The organism is Herbidospora sp. RD11066 (assembly GCF_054661255.1).
On the sequence record NZ_BAAGDO010000001.1, the window covers coordinates 1,311,263 to 1,331,038 of the forward strand.

Sequence of the window (19,776 nt, forward strand, 5' to 3'; positions counted from 1 at the left end):
ACTTACGGATGCCACATCTTCTCCATCGGATGTTTGTGCACCTGCTTGTAGACCGCCCGCTGCGCCCACCGCCCCGTCGTGAGCACCCCGATGGTCAGCACCAGCACCCCGCAGGTCACGATGATCGCCCAGCTGGTGCGGTAGGCCGCCGTGAACTCCGGACCCGGCACCAGCACCGGAAGGTGCGAGGCGAGGACACTCCCGACGATCGCCACCCCGAGTGAGACCCCCGTCTGCCGCATGGTCGAGGTGATCCCCGCCGCCACCCCCGCCTGCGCGTTCGGCATCCCCGAGACGGCCGTCGTCGTGATCGCGGCGTTCATCCAGCCGATGCCGATCCCCATGAGGGCGTAACAGACGTACATGCGCAGGCCCGTGGGAAGCTCGGCCGGCACGGCGGCGAGCAGTCCCGCGCAGATCGCGGCGATGCTGCCGGTGACCATCGACGGCCGCGGCCCGTATCTCCCCACGACCCGCCCCGAGATCGGCCCCGACAGCGCCATCAGCGCGGGCATCGGCAGGATCGTCACCCCCGCCTGCAGCGGTGAGAACCCCCGGATGTCCTGCAGGTACAGCGTGTTCAGCAGCAGGAACCCGCCCTGGGCGGTGAACAGGATCAGCGCGATCGAGGTGGCCCCCGCGAAGGGTGGAGCCTTGAAGAACCTGATGTCCAGCAGCGGTTCGGTCTTGTGCAGCTCCACCGCGATGAGCGCGAGCAGCGCCGCCGCCGCGGCGAGCAGACACAGAACGGTCTGCGGTGACCCCCAGCCCACCCGAGGCGCCTCGATGATCCCGAACGTCAGCAGGAAGACCGTGGCGATGACGAGGATCTGCCCCGCCGGATCGAACCTGCGGGTGTGCGCCGCCTTCGACTCCGGCACGTCCCGCATCGCCAGCACGAACGCCGTGATCCCGATCGGCACGTTCACCCAGAACACCGCCCGCCAGTCGATGAACTCGACCAGCGCCCCGCCGATGAGCGGCCCGGCCGCGACACTGACCCCGACCACGCCACCCCACGCCCCGATCGCCCTGGCCCGTTCTCTGGGCTCGGTGAACGTGTTGGTGATGATCGACATGGCGACCGGGTTGAGCATGCTGCCACCCACGGCCTGGAGCACCCTGAACAGGATCAGAGTCTCCAGGCTGGAGGCCAGACTGCACAGCAGCGAACCGGTGGTGAAGATGGCCAGCCCGGTCTGGAACACCTTCCGCCGCCCGATCCGGTCGGCGGTGGAGGCCGACAGCATCAGGAACGAGGCGAGGGTGAGGGTGTAGGCGTCCAGCGTCCACTGGGCGCCCGAGATCGAGGCGCCGAAGGCGTGCTGGATCGAGGGCAGCGCGACGTTGAGGATGCTGCTGTCCATACCGACGATGAACACGCTGACACAGCAGATGGCCAGCACGACGCCGGGCCGGGAACACGTGGTGGCCACCCGGCTTGCGTACCCTTCCCCGGCCTTGTCGATCACGTTTTGTCGTCTGCTGGCTGCGATCTGTGAAGTCAGGGCAATCCGAGGCGGGGGTGGCTCCGAAGACCTGGCGTGAAAGGCATCGGGGGTGGGTGGCGCGGGGCGTTCGCGGCGGCCGTGGCGTTGGGCGTGGGGGAGCTGGCCGCGATCGCGGTCCGGCCGTCGGCGTCCCCGCTGGTCGCGGTGGGCGGAGCGGTCATCGACGCGACCCCGGCTGGCGTGAAGGACTTCGCGATCCGGACGTTCGGCGTCTACGACAAGGCCGTCCTGATCGGCGCGATGGTCGTGGTGGTCGGGGCCGTGATGCTGGCCCTCGGGCGCCGACCCCTTTTCGCAGGGGTGGCCATCGGGTGCGGCGCTGGGTTCGCCGCGTTGGTGGCGGCCGGTCGGCCGGGGGCGGACCTGCTCGACGTGGTCCCTTCAGTCGTCTCAGGCCTGGCCGGATCAGCGGCGTTGTGGCTGGCCGTGGCGTCAGATGGCCAACGCGTGCGACCGCCGGGGGAGAGTTCCGCACCGGAGGGGCCGCGTTTGGCGGCCGCATCACTTTCGGCGGCTGGATCGTATGGAGGCCGGAGGTTCAACGAGCGTGTGCCGGAGAGCTCCTGGGCGGAGAGGCGAGCGTCGAAGGGGTGGGCGTCGAGAGGCCCTGGATCGGAGGGCCGCCGGATTCTTTTGGTCGGCTCGTTCGGGCTACTCATTGCGGCGGCGGTCGGGGGAGTGGCCGGGCGGGTGGCCGGTGCCGGGCAGGCGGTGGCGGCGACGTTCCGGTTGCCCCGGCCCGCGAGCCCCGCGAAGCCGTTGCCCGCCGGAGTCGATCTGCGGGTCCCCGGGCTCACTCCGTTCACCACTTTGAACCGGGACTTCTACCGGGTGGACACCGCCCTGGTCGTCCCCAGGGTGGACCCCCGTAACTGGACGCTGCGGATCACCGGAATGGTCGACCGCCCCCTGGAGATCGACTTCGCCGACCTCCTCGCGCGCCCGCTCGTGGAACGTGACATCACTCTGACCTGCGTGTCCAATGAGGTGGGCGGCCCCTACGCCGGTCACGCCCGGTGGCTCGGCGCGCCCCTCCTCGACCTGCTCCGCGAGGCCGGAGTGCGGAGAGGGGCGGACCAGCTCCTCAGCACCTCCGCCGACGGCTTCACCTGCGGCACCCCGCTCACCGCCGTCATGGACGGCCGCGACGCCCTCCTCGCCGTCGCCATGAACGGCGACGTGCTGCCCGCCGAGCACGGCTTCCCCGCCCGCATGGTCATCCCCGGCCTGTACGGCTACGCCTCCGCCACCAAATGGGTCGTCGAACTGAAGCTCACCACGTTCGCCGCCGAACAGGCCTACTGGGTCCGCCGGGGCTGGGCCCCCGACGGCGAGATCAAGACGATGTCCCGCATCGACGTCCCCGCCCCACTAGCCAGGGTGCAGCCCGGACCCGTCCAGGTCGCCGGGGTCGCCTGGGCCCAGCGCCGAGGCGTCGCCGCCGTCGAGGTCCGCGCCGACGACGGCCCCTGGTCACCGGCCCGCCTGGCCGAGGTGCCCGGCATCGACACCTGGCGCCAGTGGACCTGGACCTGGCAGGCCACCCCGGGAACCCACCGCCTGGAGGTCCGCGCCACCGACGGCGCCGGACGAACCCAGCAGGTGGCCCGCGTGCCGCCCTTCCCGGACGGCGCCACCGGCCACCACTCGATCGTGGTCACGGTCCCGTGACCCGTACAAGAAAGAGGATCTGATGAAGAAGACGTTCCTGCTCGCCATGGCCACCGCCGCCATCGCCGCGACCTCGGCCTGCGGAGCCGGAACCGCGGGCACCGCTGCGGAGGCCCCGAGCGAGGCGCCCGCCTCGACCCCCGCCGCCGCTCCCGCCGAGCCGATGGCCGCGGCCCCGTTCGGCCCGGCCTGCGCGGCCGTCCCGGCCGACGGCGAGGGCAGCTTCACCGGCATGGCCGACGACCCGGTGGCCACGGCGGCCTCGAACAACCCGGTCCTGTCGACCCTCGTCACCGCCGTGAAGAAGGCCGGCCTGGTCGACACCCTCAACTCGGCCAAGGACATCACCGTGTTCGCGCCCACCAACGACGCGTTCGCCGCCATCCCGAAGGGACAGCTCGACAAGGTCCTGGCCGACAAGGAGACGCTGACCAAGATCCTCACCTACCACGTGGTCTCCGGACGCCTGGCTCCTTCGTCCCTCCCGGGCGCGACGCCCGCCACGCTCCAGGGCGGGAGTCTGGCGGTGACGGGTGCGGGCGAGGACTTCACGGTGAACGAGGCCAAGATCGTGTGCGGCGGCGTGCAGACCGGCAACGCGACCGTCTACATCATCGACAAGGTCCTGATGCCGATGTAGCCATCGGTGGCAGCCTTCGTGCCGGCGAGCGGTACCGCTCGCCGGCACGTAACGGAGACCGTGCCCGCCACGAAGTAGTGGGCGTGAAAGCGACCGAGATCACTCTCCGCCGACTGATCCAGGGTGACCAGCAGCTGCTGGTCCCGCTCTATCAGCGCCAGTACACCTGGGAGCGACAGCAGCTCGGCCAGCTCTGGGCCGACATCCGCTCGCAGGTGGATCTGCTCGCCGATCAGCGGCTGGACGCTCCCAGCCATTTCCTGGGTTCGGTCGTGCTGGCTCCCGGTCCCGATCTCGCGCCGAACCGTTCCCAGTGGATCGTGGTCGACGGTCAGCAACGCCTGACCACCCTCATGCTGGCCCTGTGTGCCCTGCGCGATCATCTCGTCCCGGAGGATCCCGGTCACCGCGAGCGCATCAACGAACTCCACCTGATCAACAAGTTCCAGAGCGGTGACCTGCGCTACCGCCTGCTGCCCACGCAGGCGGACAGGGACGCGTTCAAGGCCTGCGTCGATCAGGTGCCGGAAGGCAGGTCGGGCAGTCTGGTGGGGAACGCCTACCAGTTCTTCCGGACCGTGATCGAGGAGTTCGACGACCCCGCCGACCCCCACGACGTCGCGCGGGTGGAGTCGGTGCTCCTCGACCGGCTGAATCTGGTGCAGATCACGGTGGAGAAGGACGACAACGCCTTCCGCATCTTCGAATCGATCAACAACACGGGCATGCGGCTGAGCCAGGTCGACCTCATCCGGAACTACGTCTTCATGTGCCTCCCCACGCGAGGGCAGCGGGTCTACGACGACCACTGGAAGCCGATCCAGGACCTGCTCGACGCCAAGGCCATGGAACAGCTGATGTACCTGGTCCTGGTGCTCGACCGCGGAGACGCCGCCCAGTACAACGCCGTCTACCGAGGCCACCAGGGTCTTCTGCAGGACATGGGCAGAGACGAGTCGCGCATCGAGGACTACGTGGCCGGCCTGCACCGGCGCGCCCGCCATCTGCGCGCGATCCTCGACCCCAAGGGCGATGGCGAGATCGCCGACAGGCTGCGTTTCCTCAACGAGTGGCAGGCCACCACGACCTACCCGCTCGTCATGCGCCTGCTGGAGTTCCGGGACGACGGCCTGGTGGGGGACGAGGAGGTCGTCGAGACCCTCCGCTACGTCGAGAGCTTCCTCGTACGCCGCCTGATCGCCGCCGTGTCCACGAGCAACCTCAACCGCATCTTCCAGCGTCTCGCCGCGACGGTCACGGCGGACGACCCGGCCGGAGAGGTCCGCCGTGAGCTGTCGGCCGCACGCCTCTACTGGGCCGACGACGAGCTGCTGCGCACGGAGATCAGAAACCGGTCCTTCTACTGGCAGGGCCGCGCCGTTCAGCAGAAACTCGTCCTGCGCCGCATCGAGGAGTCCCTCGGAAGCAAGGAGAAGGTCGACCTCGCCGACCGCCGCATCACGATCGAGCACGTGCTCCCGCAGACCCTGACCCCCGCGTGGCGGGCGGAACTGGCGGCGCAGGATCCGGAAGGGGTCCACAGCAGTCTGGTGCACACACTCGGCAACCTCACGCTGAGCGGCTACAACTCCGAACTGAGCAACAACTCGTTCGCGGTCAAGCGCACGCAGCTGGGGCTGAGCGGTCTCGTCATGAACCAGGAGATCGCCGCCAACGAGACCTGGGGCGAGGCCGAAGTACGGGCCCGCGCCGAGGTGCTGGCCGACCGGGCGATCGTCATCTGGCCCGGCCCGGAGGAGACCGGCCGGGGTTCCGCCGCCTCCCGCGACTGGACCCTCCTGCACAGCGCCCTGGCCGCGCTGCCCCCGGGCACCTGGACGTCCTATTCAGACCTGGCGGAGCTCATCGGATCCCACGCGGTCCCGGTCGGCGTCCACCTGGGAAGTGTCCCGGTGCTCAACGGTCACCGCGTGCTCACCAAATCAGGCCAGGTCTCCGAGGGTTTCCGCTGGCCCGACCCTGAGGACACCCGTGATGTCACCGAGGTGCTGGCCGCCGAAGGCGTTCCCCTCGACGGTGCGGGAAAGGCCGACCCCGCGCGCCATCTGACCGCTCGTGAACTCGCCGAGCTCGTCGGTCTGCCGGGTGCGGACATCGTCGACGACGTCGGCGAGTTCGATCCCACCTCCGACGAGGTGCTGCGTCTGCTGGCACAGCTCAACGACGCGAGCGGCCCGCAGGCGGCCGGCGCCGCGCAACGCGTCATCGACCACTGGGTCAAAACGGGGGGCAACCTCATCCACGGCACCTCGGCCGGCGCGTCCTGCGGCCTGTCCAGGAAATCGGGCAATCGCGACGTCATCATCGGCAGGGTCTACGCGAAGACCTTCGAGATCCCGTTCGGCGCGCTGATGAAGCGACCGCCCTTCGACGACCTGGCCCTGCGCGAGGAGCTCCGCACCCGCCTGAACGACGCACCGGGTGTGGACATCCCGGTGGCGAAGCTCAACCTCTATCCGTCGATCCCCATCACGCGTCTGTCCGACGCCGCGGTCTTCGACGTCGTCGTGGCGACGCTCGACTGGTTCACTTCGGTCATCACGCCGGAGAACGGTTCGTGAGAAGGGGCGTGACCTCGTAGGTCACGCCCCTGACATGTGGACCTCAGAACCTCGGGCCGTTGCCCCGGCCCGTGTCGACCTTCAACTTCAGTGCGCGGGCCACGTCGCCCCACGACACGTACGAGAAGTTCGTCGCGTCGCGCTCCTCGTTCACGTTGGAGCCCGTGTCCGGCTCGTCGTGGGTGACGAGGAGACCCTTGGTGTACTTCCCGACCGGACGGTTCGTCACCGTCAGCCCGTCCGACCCGTTGATGTCGTCGGCGCCCTTGACGCCCTTCACCCGGAACGTCCCCAGCGCCTTGTTCGCCCCCCGCCGGTCATAGACCGTGAACGTGTCGTCGCCCTGGCTGGACACGATCACATACCCGGCCGAGCCGCCCGCGTAGTAGATGTCGACGCCCTCGGCGTCGGCCGTGAGGTTGTCGCCGCCGAACCCGGTGGCCTTCGGGTCGACGGGAGTGCACTCCTCGGTCTTCTCGTCGTAGGTCGCCTCGATGCCGAAGTTCTTCACCTTGTCGATCAGCTTCGGCTCGGTGGAGCCCAGCGGCAACTGCATGCGCCACAGGCCGATGTCCTCCTGGGCCGCGTACAGGGTCCCGGAGCGCTGGTCGACCGACAGCCCCTCGAAATGCGGAAGGGCACCGGGCTCGTCGCACGGCTTCCAGATCGACCCGTCGGGAAGCGGGAAGCGGGCCGGCATGGTCTTCCGCCTGATGTCGCTGTAGCCCAGTTTGCCGTTCTTCTCGACGATCCGGGCGGTCGCGATGGTGGTCGCGCCCTCCTGGGTCACGACGGCGTAGGACACGCCGGGCTTGGGCTGGTAGACGGCCAGGCCGTAGGCGGTGTGCTCCTCGTCGGCCTCGTCGCGGTCCTTGCTGAAGAGGAACTTCTGGTCGCGTGCGGTCACCTCGCGCAGCGGCTTGCGCGCCGAGGAACCCGACGGGTCGATGGCGAAGAAGCGGATCTGGTCGTTGTAGCGGTCGGAGACGACGGCCACGTCGACCTTCCGGCCTTCCAGCCGCACGCCGTAGGCGATGTCGACGTTGTTGTAGCGGCCGTCGACCGCGTCCTTGCGGGGTGCCTTGGTCGCCTTGAGCGACTGCAGCTCGCGGGACGTGAGGTCGTACACCCGCAGGCCGCCCTCTTTGGCCGTCACGATCACGATCGACTTGCGGGAGTCACGGGGGTGCACCCAGATCGCGGGGTCGTCGCCGGACGCGTTGCCGCCCTTGTCGTCGTCGTACAGGACGGGGGTCTCGTTGTCGGTCGTGACGACCTTGGGGCCCTCGGCCGAGGCGGGGGCGGCGGAGAGCAGGACGGTGGCGAGGACGCCGAGCGCCAGCGCGGCTCTGGGGGTGCTTTTCACGCGTGTGAGCGTGCCCGACCAATCTGTCGGGCGGGTTAACGCTGTGGTGCCGACAGGAGCCGGAGCATCTCCTTGATCTGGGCGTTGCGCGATTCCTCGATGCGCTTGGCCAGATCCTTCGTCGAGGTGTCCTGGCCGGTCTTCACCTCGGTGCGGGCCATGTCGACGGCGTTGTGCTGGTGGCCGGTGAGCAGGTTCAGGAAGTTCGTGTCGAACTGGTCGGCCGGGACGTCCCTGAGCGACAGGATGTCCGACGGGCGGGTGTCGTGCAGGCCGCCGTGGGCGTCGTGGGAGCCGGGGGCGGCGTCCATCGGCTGTTCCCACCTGGTCAGGCGGGTGGTCATGGTCTTCGCCTCGTCCGACTGGGTGGCGCGGATCGCCGAGGCCAGGGCCTTCACCTCGGGGCGGCTTGAGCGCTCCTCGGCTATCTTCGCCATCTCGATGCCCTGCTCGTGATGGGGGATCATCATCTGCAGGAACATCACGTCGGCCGCGTTGAACGACGGCGGCGGCGGAGCCGCGGAACATCCGGCCACTAGGGCCAGGACGATTGCCAGACGCTTCATCTATCCCTCATCGTTGATCAAAGCCGGCACGGCGCGCGGACTGCGCCGTGCCGGCGGTCTTCGGGTTCAGCTCGGTGTTACACGCGCGCCCAGAGTGCGGGCACGTTCGGCGGCTCCCAGCCCGTGAGCGAGGTGTGCGCCTGGAGACAGCGGTAGGTGGCGCCGCCGTAGGTCACGGTGGAACCGGTCGCGTACGAGACACCGGCACGCCAGGTGCCACCCGCCGGAGGCGGAGTGACGGTGGGCGTGGGCGACGGCGGACGCGGGGTGACGGTCGGCGTGGGGGTCGGCGTCGGGTTGGGGTTGCCGCCGCCACCGCCGATCTGGAGGTCGACACAGCTGTAGAACGCCATGGGCGTGTCGGCGATGTTCCAGACGGCCAGCAGGCGCTGACGTCCGGAGAAGCCGCCGAGGTTCACGTTGTGGGAGACCGTGGCGCCCGGCTGGCGTCCGCCGTCGTTGAAGACGGCGACCCGGGTGTTGCCGATGAAGTACTCCCACGTGCTGGTCGCGTGGCGGGCGGTCAGGACCCAGTTGAAGGTCACGTTCTGCCCGACCGACGTGGCCGGCCACGGCTTGCTCTCGTCGCTCAGTTGCGCGAACTGAGACAGACCGCCGTGGCAGTTCTTCTGGCCCTTGGCGCCCTCGACCGACTGCGGCTCGTAGATGATCGGGCCGCAGTTGGCCACCCGGCCCTGCGCACAGTTCGCCTGCCGGCTGGGCGGCGAGGAGATGTAACCGTGGGCGTTGGCGGGGGCGCTGAGGACGACCAGAGTCGAGGCCACGGCGGCAAGCGTCGTGACGATCGACAAGATCGTTTTCTTCATGCGAAGCTCTCCTTTTCCTGGGGGGCTTCCGAGCAATGTAAAAGAAAGTTTCCTAAGAGTAAATGGTGTAAGGGGCCTCCTGTCAGGGCGTTGGTCAACACCGTCATTTAGTTGTCGGTACACCCAGATACGGTGATCGAGACGGTCGCGTTCAAGGAGGATTTCGATGGTCGACGTCGACGACGTACGCCGGGTCGCGCTACCCCTGCCGCGCACGACCGAGCACCTGATCCGCGACCGGGTCAAGTTCCGGGTGGGCCGCATCGTCTACGTCGCGTTCTCCCGCGACGAGACCACGATGGGCTTCGGCTACCCGAAGGAGGAGCGTGCGGCCCTGGTCGCCGCCCAGCCCGAGACCTTCTTCCTGCCGGGCCCGGTCGACATGCGCTACCAGTGGGTGGAGTGCCGCCTCGACACGCTCGATCCGGAGCAGATGGCCGAACTGGTCGTCGACGCCTGGCGGATGTGCGTCCCCAAGAAAGTCGTGCGCGAACACCTGGGAGAACTGTCATGACGATTCCGACCGGCGCGATCGGCTTCGGCGCGATGCGGCTCGCCGATCCGAACATCTGGTACGGCCCCGCCGACCGTCCGGCGGCCGTCCGGCTGCTCAGGAGGGTGGCGGAACTCGGGGTGCCGCTCATCGACACCGCCGACGTCTACGCGCTCGGAGACAACGAGGCCCTCATCGCCGAGGCGCTGCACCCCTATCCCGACGGGCTGCTGATCGCGACCAAGGCCGGGGAGACCCGTCCGTCCCCCCACGAGTGGGTGCCGGTCGGGCATCCCGCCTATCTGAAGCAGCAGGCGGAGCTCAGCCTGCGGAGGCTGCGCGTCGATCACATCCCGCTCTTCTACCTGCACCGCATCGATCCGCTGGTGGCGCTGGAAGACCAGCTCGGCGCGCTGGTCGAGTTACGCGAGGCGGGAAAGATCGGGGCCATCGGGCTGTCCGAGGTGAGCGTCGCGCAGCTCGACGCCGCGCTGCGCGTCACCGGCATCGCGGCGGTGCAGAACGCGTACAACGTGGGAGACCGTGCCCATGAGGCGGTGCTCGATCGCACCACGAAACTGGGCATCGCGTTCGTTCCGTTCTATCCCGTCGCCGCCTCGAACCCCGTGGTGAGGGAGGTCGCCGGGGAGCTCGGCGCGACGCCGGCGCAGGTGTCGCTGGCGTGGTTGCTGCGGCGCGCGTCCAACATGCTGCCCATCCCCGGCACGAGTTCGGAGGCGCACCTGGTGGAGAACCTGGCCGCCGCCGAGGTGGAACTCGGCGATGAACAGTACGATCGGCTTCAGTCGGCCGGTGGGGGATAGAGCGCGATCGCCGCCGTCATCACGAACTCGATCAGCCGGTCGGCGTAGGCCGACGCCTGCGTCCGCATCTCCTCGCGGAGCTCCTCCGGCGTCGCCATGACGTGCTGCAGCACGGCCCCGAGCAGGGTGTCGAGGATCAGCGTGGGTGAGGCGTTGGCACCCAGTTCACCCCGGGCGATGGCCCGCCGGATGATCGCCCGCGCCTCCAGCACCCGCGACCGCCGGATCACCCCCGTCACGGGGGAGAACAGCTCGGGATAGGCCTTCGCCTCGACGATCAGCCGCAGCCCCGCCAGGCCGTAGGGCCCGAGGTAGTGGGCCATCATCGCCCCGGTGAGCTCCCGCAGATCCTGGCGCAGCGTGCCCGTGTCGATGTCGAACGACGGCCCGACCAGCGCCGAGTCGATGGCGTCGGCGATGAGCCGCTCCCGGCTGGGCCAGCGACGGTAGAGCGCGGCCTTGCCGATCCCCGCCCGGCGGGCGACCGCGTCGAGCGTGAACTTCGCCCAGCCCAGTTCGGCGTACAGGGCCAGAGCGGCTCTGAGGGCCTTCCGGTCGACCTCGGCGTCGCGCGGACGGCCGGGTCCCGGAATGGGCATACCGGGGTCGCTGCTCACAAGGTCAGCAGGTTAACTCCGGAAAGTCCGGCAGAACCGGCCTTCCCGGGCGGCCAGCGCCGAGGGGTCCGGGCGGTGAGATGAACGGCGTTTCAGTCAACTTGACGATTCCGCTGGTCACGTGTGACGTCAGGCGTCGGCTGCTAGCGTGGAAACCGATGCTCGATCCCCGCACGCCTGTCCTCGTCGGGGCCGCACAGGTCTCCGAACGCATCGGCGACCCCGCCTACCAGGGCCTTTCCCCGGTCGACCTGGCCGCAGCGGCGGCCGCCCTGGCGATCACCGACCTCGACCCCCGTGCGATCGACACCATCGCGGTGGTCCGCCAGTTCGAGACCTCCACCCCGCAGGCGGTCGCCCCGCTGGGCCGGTCGGACAACGTGCCCCGCTCGGTCGCGGCCCGCATCGGCGCCGACCCGGGGCGGGCGATCCTCGACGTCACGGGCGGCCAGTCGCCGCAGCGCCTCGTCACGGAACTGGCGGCGGCGATCGCGGCGGGGGAGTCGCAGGTCGCGCTGGTCGTCGGCGCGGAGGCCATCTCGACGATCGCCCATCTGGCCAAGAATCCTGACAGGCCCGACTTCACGGAACACGTACCGGGAAGCCTGGAAGATCGAGGTCACGGTCTCGACGGACTGATCGACCTCGAACTCGCCCGTCACGGCCTGACCAGCGCCACCGCGCAATATGCCCTCTTCGAGAACGCCCGCCGGGCCCGCCTGCGCCAGACCCGCGACGACTACGCCCTCGCCATGGGTGCCCTGTTCGCCCCGTTCACCCGTGTCGCCGCCCGCAACCACCATGCCGCCGCCCCCACCGAACGGTCGGCGGAAGAGCTGGTCACGGTGACGCCCCTGAACCGGATGATCGCCGACCCCTACCCGCGCTACGTGGTCGCCAGGGAGAAGGTGAACCAGGCCGCCGCCGTGCTGCTCATGTCGAGCGGGAAGGCCCGGAGTCTCGGCATCCCCGAAGACCAGTGGGTCTATCTCCAGGGCCACGCCGACATCCGCGAACAGGACATCCTCGCCCGCCCCGACCTCGGCCGCGGCCCCGCCGCGGTCCTGGCGATCACCGACGCCCTTGAACAGGCGGGCGCCACCCCCGGCGACGTCGCCGCCGCCGACCTCTACAGCTGCTTCCCGATCGCCGTCTCCAACGTCATCGACGCGATCCCGCTGACCTGCCCCCTCACGCTGACCGGCGGCCTCCCGTTCTTCGGCGGCCCCGGCAACGACTACTCGCTCCACGCCATCGCCGAGACCGTGACCTACTGCCGCGCCCACCCCGGCGCCCTGGTTCTCGTCGGCGCCAACGGCGGCCTCTTGAGCAAATATTCGGTCGGCCTGTACGCCACCACCCCCGCCCCCTGGCGCGAGCAGTCAGACCTCCAGAGTCAGGTCGACGCCTGGCCGAAGGTGGAGACCGTCTCGGAGGCGAACGGCGAGGCCACCATCGAGACGTACACGATCAGACACAGCCGCGACGGCCGCCGGACCGGCATGGTCGTCGCCCGCCTCGACGACGGCCGCCGTTTCGTCGCCACCGCCGACCCCGGCCTGCTGACCACGGGCGAGCCGATCGGCACCCGCGTCCACGCCCGCTCATCCGCCACGGGCAACAGGGTGACGGCGAATCCTGATTGAGGCGGTGCCCGGCCACTCCGAGCGCCGGTGCCCGTTCACGCGTTCAGTCGCCTGGCCAGGCCCGTGTTGCGTGCCACGCCCAGCTGGTGGACCGCCTGTTCCAGGGCCTCGCGGTGGCCGACCAGTACGACCCATGACCGGGCCCTGGTCACCAGGGTGTAGAGCAGGCGTCGCCGCAGCATGATGCCGCCCGACTCGGCCACCAGCGGTGCCACCACGAACGGATATTCGCTGCCCTGGGCCCGGTGCACGCTGATCGCGTAGGCGTGGGTGAGGTCGTCGAGTTCGTCGAAGCCGTAGTCGACCTCGCGGCCGTCGTCGACCCGGAGGGAGGCGGTGCGGCCGGGCAGGTCGATCGCGGTGATCGTGGCGGTCTCGCCGTTGAAGACGCCCTTGTCGTAGTTGTTGCGTACCGGCATGACCCGGTCGCCGACCCGGAACACCTCGGGCCCCGACCAGAACTCGGCCACCCCCTCCCGCGCGGGGTTGCGGCGTTCCTGCAGCATCCGGCCGATCTCGACCGTGCCGGTCACGCCGCGCCGCATCGGGCAGAGCACCTGCACCTGGTCGGGCGGCACGCCCTGCTTGCGCGGAATGCCCTCGGTCGCGAGCTGCACGACCCGGTCGGCGACCAGTTCGGGGTCGCCGACCTCCTCGAACCAGAACCCGCCGCCCCCGGGCAGATCGGGCAGGTCGCCGGATCGGATGAGGTGGGCCGCCCGGACGATCCCGCTGCCTTCGGCCTGCCGGAACACCTTCGTCAGCCGCACCCGGGGCACCTCGGGGACCTTCAGCACGTCGCCCAGCACGTTGCCCGGCCCGATTGAGGGGAGCTGGTCGGTGTCGCCGACGAGGAGCAGGTGGCCGCCGTCGGGGATCGCGGCGGTCAGCCGCACGGCCAGGTGGAGGTCGAGCATCGACGCCTCGTCGACCACGACCAGGTCGGCCTTCGCGGGGGCCTCGGCGAACAGGGTCGTGCCGTCGTCGTCGGGGGCCATCAGCAGGCGGTGGACGGTCATCGCCGGCAGGCCGGTCAGTTCTGACAGGCGCTTGGCCGCCTTCCCGGTCGGCGCGGCCAGCGTCACGGTGCCGCCCATGGCGCGGACCGCGCGGGCGATCGACCGGACCGTGTGGCTCTTGCCGCAGCCGGGACCGCCGGTCAGCACGGTGACCGGGCAGGTCAGCGCCAGGGTCACCGCCGCCCGCTGGTCGTCGTGGAGCGAGGCGTCTTCGTCGTAGTGGCGCATCGGCATGCCCGAACGGGCCGACATCAGGCGCTGGAGGTGCCCGGCGAGCGCGACCTCGCGGCTGTGCAGCTCCTTTTCGTACACGATGACCCTGCCGGGCTGTTCCCCGGCCTCGACGACCACGCGGCGTTCGGCGGTGAGGACGTCGACCATCGACCGCACCAGCTCGGGATCCTGCTCGATCAGCTCGGCGGTCTGGGCCAGCACGGCGGGCATCGCCAGATAACAGTGGCCGCCCCGCGCGGCGGCCGATTCGAGGCGGTCGAGGATCGCCGCCTTGACGCGCTGCGGGCTGCGTTCGGGCACGCCGGACTTGAGCGCGATGCGGTCGGCGATGCCGAAGCCGATGCCGCGCACGCGGCCGATCAGCCGGTAGGGATCGGTGGTGACGACCTCTTCCGCGTCGCTCCCGAACGCCTGATAGATCTTGGCGGCGAGCAACGGGGAGACGCCGAAGCCCTGCAACGTCACCATGAGGGCGGCGACCGCTTTCTGGTCCAGCCAGGCCTCGACGATCTGGGCCCGCCGCTGCGGGCCGATGTTGATCACCTCGGTCAGCCGGTCGGGCTCGGCGTCGATCACGGTCAGGGTGTCCGCGCCGAAGTGCCCGACGATCGCCGCCGCCAGCCTCGGGCCGATGCCCCGGATCAGCCCCGACCCCAGATATGCCTGGATCGCCGGGATCGTCGCCGGGGTCACCCGCTCGCACGCCTCGACCGCGAACCTGCGCCCATGACGGGGATGTTCCGACCACGCTCCGATCAGCCGGAGCGTCTCGCCGGGCTGCACCCCCGCCAGCGCGCGACCGGCGGCGACGAAACCGCCGCCGCCGTCGCTCATCCGCGCGACCGTGTATTCGTCGTCACGGACGAACACCAGCCGCTCGACCGTCGCCTCCACGGGCGCAACTCTAGGAGCCCCGGGCGACAGTTCCGATTAGACGGGCACGATGTCGAACTGCTCCCATCCGCCGATGGCCGCCCGGTTGGCGATCAGCGCGGCGGCGCCGTTGTTCTCGGCGCACACATATTGGTTGTTGGCCTGGGCGCGGAGGCTGACCGAGCCGTTCGGGTTGGTCACCAGCGTGAAGGTCTCCCAGGGGCCGACCGAGGCCCGGTTGGCGATGAGCGGCGCGGCGCCCGCGTTGTCGGCGCAGACGTACTGGTTGTTGGAGCGGGCCCGCAGCGCGATCTGGCCGTTCGCCAGGTTGACGCGCTCGAACTGCTGGGCGGTGCCGGCCGTCGTGGCGTTCGCGATCAGCGCCTGACCCGCGTTGGCGGTGACGAACCTGCTGTTCACCCGGGCCCGCAGCGCCACGAACGCGGTGGTCTGCGCGAGGGTGGTCGCCGAGACCTGGTTCGACGCGCCGGAGGTGTTCCCGGCCGCGTCGCGTGCCTGGACGGTGAAGGTGTAGGCGGTGTTGGGGGTCAGCCCGGTCACGGTGAAGTTCGTCGCCGCCGTCGAACCGGCCGCCGTACCTCCTCTGTTGATCGTGTACGACGCCACGCCCACGTTGTCGGTCGACGCCGTCCACGACAGGGTGACCGAGGTCGCCGTGCGGGCGGTCACCACCAGGTTGCCCGGCACCGACGGCGCCTGGGTGTCGCCCGACACCACCGGCTGGGTCGGCCGGGTCGCGGTGAGCGGGATCTGGCCCTTGAGCATGCGTCCGCCGTCGCCGGTGAGGCGCAGATAGTAGTCGCTGGAGCAGAAGGTGCCGTCTTCGTCGAGCGCGAGGATGCCCGATCCGGCCGGAACCCAGGCCTGGGTCTCGGCGGTCTTGGCGATCTGGTTGCCCTCGTTGTACTCGTCGAACATGGAGATGTAGATGCCGTGCGATCCGGCGCGGATGGTGTTGTAGAACATGCGCCACATGAAGTCGCCGTGCGAGCGGGCCCGCGACTGGAGATCTCCCGGCATGACGCAGGGCTGGTAGTCGATGCCGCTGGCGTTGCAGTCGGCGACGTCGGGCACGACGAGGTTGGTGTAGAAGCTGTCGAGGCCGGAGATCGAGCCGGTGCGGCCGACCATCCACGGCGAGATCATGTTGAAGGCGTGGTAGACGCCGGAGAACCCGGCGCGCGAGTCGTTGATGCCCTGCCGCCAGTAGGTCGGCACGCCGCCGATGACGTAGCAGCCCTGGGCCTTGAACCAGTTGACGACGTCGAGGCACTGCGCCGGGGTGAACGGGCGGCCGGGGTCGTTGAAGCCGAAGCCCCAGATGCAGACGACGGGCTTGCCGTTCTGCTTGGCGTACATCGGGCTGGAGGTGTACGCCGACATCTTCGACGTCCAGTCGGTCTTGATCTCCGACTGGAAGTTGGTCCAGCTGGTGACGTCGTACATGATGTAGAACTTGCGGCCGTAGGCCTCGGCGGCCTGCCGCACCTTGGCGGTGATGGCGTCGCGGATCGGGCCTTCGGCGCCGTTCGGGTTGAAGCGCTGCAGGGCCGCGGTGTCGCAGTTGTAGTCGCGCATCCACCGGAAGTGGGTGTCGATGGTCTGCTGGTCCCACGACGAGAACAGGTTGGCGGTCTGGCCGTTGCCGAGGTTCTGGTAGAGCGTGGGGTAGGTGCGGGTGTAGTCGCGGTTGTCCGGCCACGACACGATCGTGTTGTTCGACGGCGAGGGCGGCACGGTGTTGTCCTGTCCGCTCCAGTGCCACCAGCGGTCGATGGGGGACCCGTCGCCACGGCAGGCGAACCAGCCCTGGTAGCCGACGGTGATCTTGCCCACCACGTCGCCGGGCGGGCTCGCCGCGTGTGCCGGGCTGGAGAGCGCGGACAGCACACCGGTCGAGGACACCGCGGCGAGGGCGGAGCCGGTTACGGCGGAGGTCATGAACCCCCGGCGGGAGACGGCCACGTTGGACTCCTTCGGTCAGGCTGAAAGAACGTGAGCGCCGCGGTGTTATCGCCGCGTAACATCGGACGGCTCGGCGTCATCTTGACAGCCGTCGACACACGAATGCAACATTCCGCCCCCGGTTGGTAACTTCCAGATGAATGGTCGGCAAGACCTTGCAGGTCAGAGTGCCTTGGTGGACCGGTCCAGCTTGGCAACTTCTGTAAAGAACCCTTCGATTTACTCGAAAAGATCGGATCTCTGTCCATTAACTTGAACGGCGGTTGAGTAGTCGCTATGGTTTGAGTACCGGAATCGAGGAGGAGTAATGGAACTGTCTGCCAGCTCGGCGTTCGACGAGGTTCGGCGGGTCGAAGAAACGGTGCGCAAGACGCGCCGGGCCTACGCGAAGGTCTTCCTGTCGATGGGCGTGGCGGCCGGCCCGTTCTGGTGGGCCGTGCTGCTCGGCCCCGCCTGGGCCTACGCCGTGGCGAGCGTGGTCTGGCTCGCTCTGATGGTCTGGCTGTTCGTCATCCCCGCGCGCTCGGGCGTGCGGGGAATGATCAGGACACCGGCGAACACCTGGTCCGGGATCGGCCTCCTGTCGACGGTGGCGTTCATCGCCCCCGCGTTCGTCGCGACCGGTCTTAAAATCGCCGGTGTGGAGAGTGCGAACTGGCTGGTGACGGCCCTGTGCGTGGTGTGTGGCCTGCCGACGATCTACCTCAGCCTGCGGATGCGGAGCGGGCGATGAGCACGGCCAAGCCGCCCGAGGAGCACACCCACCCGAGGTTCGACCTCGACGACGTCATCCACGCGCCGGTCCGGCTGTCGATCATGGCCGCGCTGGCGGCGGCCGACGAGGCCGACTTCCGCTTCCTCAAGGAGACGATCGAGGTCAGCGACTCGCTCCTGTCGAAACACCTGCTGGCCCTCGAAGAGGCGGGTTACGTCAACGCCACCAAGGGTTACGAGGGCAAACGCCCCCGCACCTGGCTGTCGCTGACCGACCAGGGCCGCGCCGCGTTCACCAACTACATGGACGTTCTGCGCCGCATCCTCGGAAACCCGTAAGCCTGCCCGGGGCACCCCTAACCCCCATTCCGGCGGCTGTGATCGCCTGGAGCACCGCGATTAGCCTGAGCGCTGTGAACGATGCTGTCGTGGTAAGGGATCTCGTCAAGAGATATAACAACATCGCGCCCCCCGCCGTCGACGGATTGAGTTTCTCCGTCGCGAAAGGCGAGGTGTTCGGTCTCCTCGGGCCGAACGGCGCCGGCAAGTCGACCACCATCGGGGTGCTGACGACGCGTGTCCTGCCCACGTCAGGCCAGGTCACCATCGATGGAGTCGACGTAGTGGGCAATTCCACGAGCGCCAAGCGCGTTCTCGGAGTCGTCCCCCAGAGAGTGAACCTCGATCGGTCGCTCAATGTCCGGCAGAATCTCCTTTTTCATGCCGCATATCATGGCGTGCCGCGTGCGGAAAGAAATCGGCGGGCCGATTCCGTGCTTGAGGGAATGGGGCTGACCGACAAGGCGAAAGCACGAATCGATTTCCTTTCCGGCGGCCAGGTGCAGCGCGTGATGATTTCCCGCGCGCTCATGCACAGCCCCCGGGTGCTGTTCCTCGACGAACCCTCGACCGGGCTCGACCCGCAGTCGCGGCTGTTCGTCCACGAGCGGGTCGCGGCCCTCCGCGACGAGGGCGTCACCGTCGTCGTGACCACCCACGACATGGACGAGGCCGAGAAGCTCTGCGACCGGATCGGCGTCATCGACCACGGCAAGCTGCTGACCTGCGACCTGCCCGAGAACCTCGCCCGCGACATCCAGGGCGCCACCACCGTCACCCTCACGATCGGCGGCGACGTCGAAGGGCTGCCCGAGGCGCTGGCCGGCCTGCCCGGCGTCGAGCGGGCCGAGGACCTCGGCGAGGGCCGGGTGCGGGTGTTCACCGACCTGCCCAGCGGCGAGATCCTCCCCGCCGCGCTGCGGCTGCTGGCCGACAGGGACCGCGAGGTCCGCGACGTGGCCGTCGGCCGCCTCAGCCTTGAAGACGTCTTCATCCACATCACCGGACGGGAAGTCAGATGACCGCGACGCTGTCGGCGCCCGAGAGCGTCGAGGAGACCACGCCGCCGCCCGCGCCGGACGTGCGGACCAGCCCGCTGCGCACCTTCGGCTCGGTGCTCTGGCGCGACCTGTACGTCATGGCCCGCGAGCCGTTCGACTTCCTGGCGCAGTCGATCGTGCAGCCGTTCTTCATGCTGTTCATCTTCGGCATGGTGCTCGCCGAGGTCGGCTTCACCGGCGACGGCTTCGCCTCCGTGCTGCTGCCCGGCATCATCGCGCTCAACGCCCTGCTGGGCGGCGTCTACGCCACCTCGCTGCCGCTGGTCTTCGACCTGGCGATCACGCGGGAGATCGAAGACCGCCTGATGGCGCCGCTGCCGATCTGGGCGGTCGCGCTGGAGAAGATCCTCTTCGGCGGGCTGCGCGGCACGCTCGCCGCGCTGGTCATGGTGCCGTTCGGCTTCCTGCTGTTCCCCAACGTGTCGTGGCCTCTTGAGGGGCTCCTGCCCGCGTTCGGCGTGCTGTTCGTCGGCGCCGTGGCCGGTGCCGCGATCGGGCTCGCGATCGGCACGTCGGTCCAGCCCAAGCGGATCGAGATCATGTTCGCGGTGCTGCTCACGCCCATCGCGTTCACCGGGTCGACCCAGTATCCGTGGCACTCGATCGCCGACCTCGAATGGTTCCAGTGGCTGTCGGCGGCCAACCCCCTCACGTACGTCAGCGAGGGCATGCGGGCCGTTCTGGTGCCCGACGTGACCTCGATCCCGCTGTGGCTCGACTTCAGCGTGCTCGGCGGCTGCTGCCTGCTGTTCGCCGTCATCGGCGTCGCGGGGTTCCTGCGCCGCACGCGCGACTAGCCCACCTGCG

17 protein-coding genes and 1 pseudogene are annotated in these 19,776 nt (G+C 69.2%); 11 read left to right on the forward strand and 7 right to left on the reverse strand.

All coding sequences use genetic code 11. The annotated features are described in order from the left end of the window. Positions 1-2: 2 nt before the first annotated feature. Positions 3-1,472, reverse strand: a complete 1,470-nt coding sequence (locus tag ACYQ78_RS05880; protein WP_459799638.1) for an MFS transporter — start codon at positions 1,470-1,472, stop codon at positions 3-5. 72 nt (positions 1,473-1,544) lie between these two features. Here ACYQ78_RS05880 and ACYQ78_RS05885 point away from each other — a divergent pair, with 72 nt between their 5' ends. The 3 genes from ACYQ78_RS05885 (at position 1,545) to ACYQ78_RS05895 (ending at position 6,404) form a co-directional block, all read left to right on the forward strand. Then, positions 1,545-3,182, forward strand: coding sequence for a molybdopterin-dependent oxidoreductase (locus tag ACYQ78_RS05885; RefSeq protein WP_459799639.1), 1,638 nt, complete (start codon positions 1,545-1,547; stop codon positions 3,180-3,182). Positions 3,183-3,204: 22 nt separating this feature from the next. Further along, complete coding sequence (locus tag ACYQ78_RS05890; RefSeq protein ID WP_459799640.1) at positions 3,205-3,822, forward strand: fasciclin domain-containing protein; 618 nt, start codon at positions 3,205-3,207, stop codon at positions 3,820-3,822. 83 nt (positions 3,823-3,905) lie between these two features. Then, on the forward strand, positions 3,906-6,404 hold the full coding sequence (locus ACYQ78_RS05895; RefSeq protein WP_459799641.1) for a GmrSD restriction endonuclease domain-containing protein: 2,499 nt from the start codon (positions 3,906-3,908) through the stop codon (positions 6,402-6,404). A gap of 43 nt (positions 6,405-6,447) precedes the next feature. Here the strand turns inward: ACYQ78_RS05895 and ACYQ78_RS05900 are convergent, their stop codons facing one another. The 3 genes from ACYQ78_RS05900 to ACYQ78_RS05910 form a co-directional block, all read right to left on the reverse strand. Then, positions 6,448-7,770, reverse strand: coding sequence for a phytase (locus ACYQ78_RS05900; RefSeq protein ID WP_459799642.1), 1,323 nt, complete (start codon positions 7,768-7,770; stop codon positions 6,448-6,450). Positions 7,771-7,805: 35 nt separating this feature from the next. After that, positions 7,806-8,336, reverse strand: a complete 531-nt coding sequence (locus tag ACYQ78_RS05905; protein WP_459799643.1) for a DUF305 domain-containing protein — start codon at positions 8,334-8,336, stop codon at positions 7,806-7,808. A 77-nt stretch (positions 8,337-8,413) separates the two neighbouring features. Next, entirely contained in the window at positions 8,414-9,163 is a 750-nt protein-coding gene (locus tag ACYQ78_RS05910; protein WP_459799644.1) for a lytic polysaccharide monooxygenase, read from the reverse strand. A gap of 166 nt (positions 9,164-9,329) precedes the next feature. Between ACYQ78_RS05910 and ACYQ78_RS05915 the strand changes: the two genes are divergently transcribed. Continuing rightward, a complete protein-coding gene (locus ACYQ78_RS05915) occupies positions 9,330-9,677 on the forward strand; it encodes an MmcQ/YjbR family DNA-binding protein (RefSeq protein ID WP_459799645.1) in 348 nt (115 codons plus the stop codon). After that, on the forward strand, positions 9,620-10,480 hold the full coding sequence (locus ACYQ78_RS05920; RefSeq protein ID WP_459799758.1) for an aldo/keto reductase: 861 nt from the start codon (positions 9,620-9,622) through the stop codon (positions 10,478-10,480). Before ACYQ78_RS05915 ends, ACYQ78_RS05920 begins: the two co-directional genes overlap by 58 nt. Here ACYQ78_RS05920 and ACYQ78_RS05925 read toward each other — a convergent pair. Continuing rightward, on the reverse strand, positions 10,459-11,079 hold the full coding sequence (locus tag ACYQ78_RS05925) for a TetR/AcrR family transcriptional regulator (protein ID WP_459799646.1): 621 nt from the start codon (positions 11,077-11,079) through the stop codon (positions 10,459-10,461). The genes ACYQ78_RS05920 and ACYQ78_RS05925 overlap by 22 nt on opposite strands. 176 nt (positions 11,080-11,255) lie before the next feature. Between ACYQ78_RS05925 and ACYQ78_RS05930 the strand changes: the two genes are divergently transcribed. Then, positions 11,256-12,743, forward strand: coding sequence for a hypothetical protein (locus tag ACYQ78_RS05930; RefSeq protein ID WP_459799647.1), 1,488 nt, complete (start codon positions 11,256-11,258; stop codon positions 12,741-12,743). A 35-nt stretch (positions 12,744-12,778) separates the two neighbouring features. On the opposite strand, the gene recD2 is transcribed toward ACYQ78_RS05930, so the two are convergent. Both recD2 and ACYQ78_RS05940 read right to left on the reverse strand, forming a co-directional pair. Continuing rightward, complete coding sequence (gene recD2, locus ACYQ78_RS05935; protein ID WP_459799648.1) at positions 12,779-14,890, reverse strand: SF1B family DNA helicase RecD2; 2,112 nt, start codon at positions 14,888-14,890, stop codon at positions 12,779-12,781. 36 nt (positions 14,891-14,926) lie between these two features. Continuing rightward, on the reverse strand, positions 14,927-16,855 hold the full coding sequence (locus tag ACYQ78_RS05940; RefSeq protein ID WP_459799649.1) for a fibronectin type III domain-containing protein: 1,929 nt from the start codon (positions 16,853-16,855) through the stop codon (positions 14,927-14,929). 307 nt (positions 16,856-17,162) lie between these two features. Between ACYQ78_RS05940 and ACYQ78_RS05945 the strand changes: the two genes are divergently transcribed. The 5 genes and pseudogenes from ACYQ78_RS05945 (at position 17,163) to ACYQ78_RS05965 (ending at position 19,766) form a co-directional block, all read left to right on the forward strand. After that, positions 17,163-17,588, forward strand: a complete 426-nt coding sequence (locus ACYQ78_RS05945; RefSeq protein WP_459799650.1) for a hypothetical protein — start codon at positions 17,163-17,165, stop codon at positions 17,586-17,588. Further along, on the forward strand, positions 17,585-17,908 hold the full coding sequence (locus ACYQ78_RS05950) for a winged helix-turn-helix domain-containing protein (RefSeq protein ID WP_459799651.1): 324 nt from the start codon (positions 17,585-17,587) through the stop codon (positions 17,906-17,908). Before ACYQ78_RS05945 ends, ACYQ78_RS05950 begins: the two co-directional genes overlap by 4 nt. A 173-nt stretch (positions 17,909-18,081) precedes the next feature. Continuing rightward, positions 18,082-18,417 (forward strand): annotated as a pseudogene (locus ACYQ78_RS05955) (ATP-binding cassette domain-containing protein); the annotation flags it as partial. Then, positions 18,418-18,930, forward strand: a complete 513-nt coding sequence (locus ACYQ78_RS05960) for an AAA family ATPase (protein WP_459799762.1) — start codon at positions 18,418-18,420, stop codon at positions 18,928-18,930. Then, positions 18,927-19,766 carry an ABC transporter permease gene (locus ACYQ78_RS05965; RefSeq protein ID WP_459799652.1) on the forward strand — a complete coding sequence of 280 codons (840 nt, stop codon included), beginning with the start codon at positions 18,927-18,929 and terminating at the stop codon, positions 19,764-19,766. The genes ACYQ78_RS05960 and ACYQ78_RS05965 overlap by 4 nt, the downstream gene beginning before the upstream one ends. Positions 19,767-19,776 lie beyond the last annotated feature (10 nt).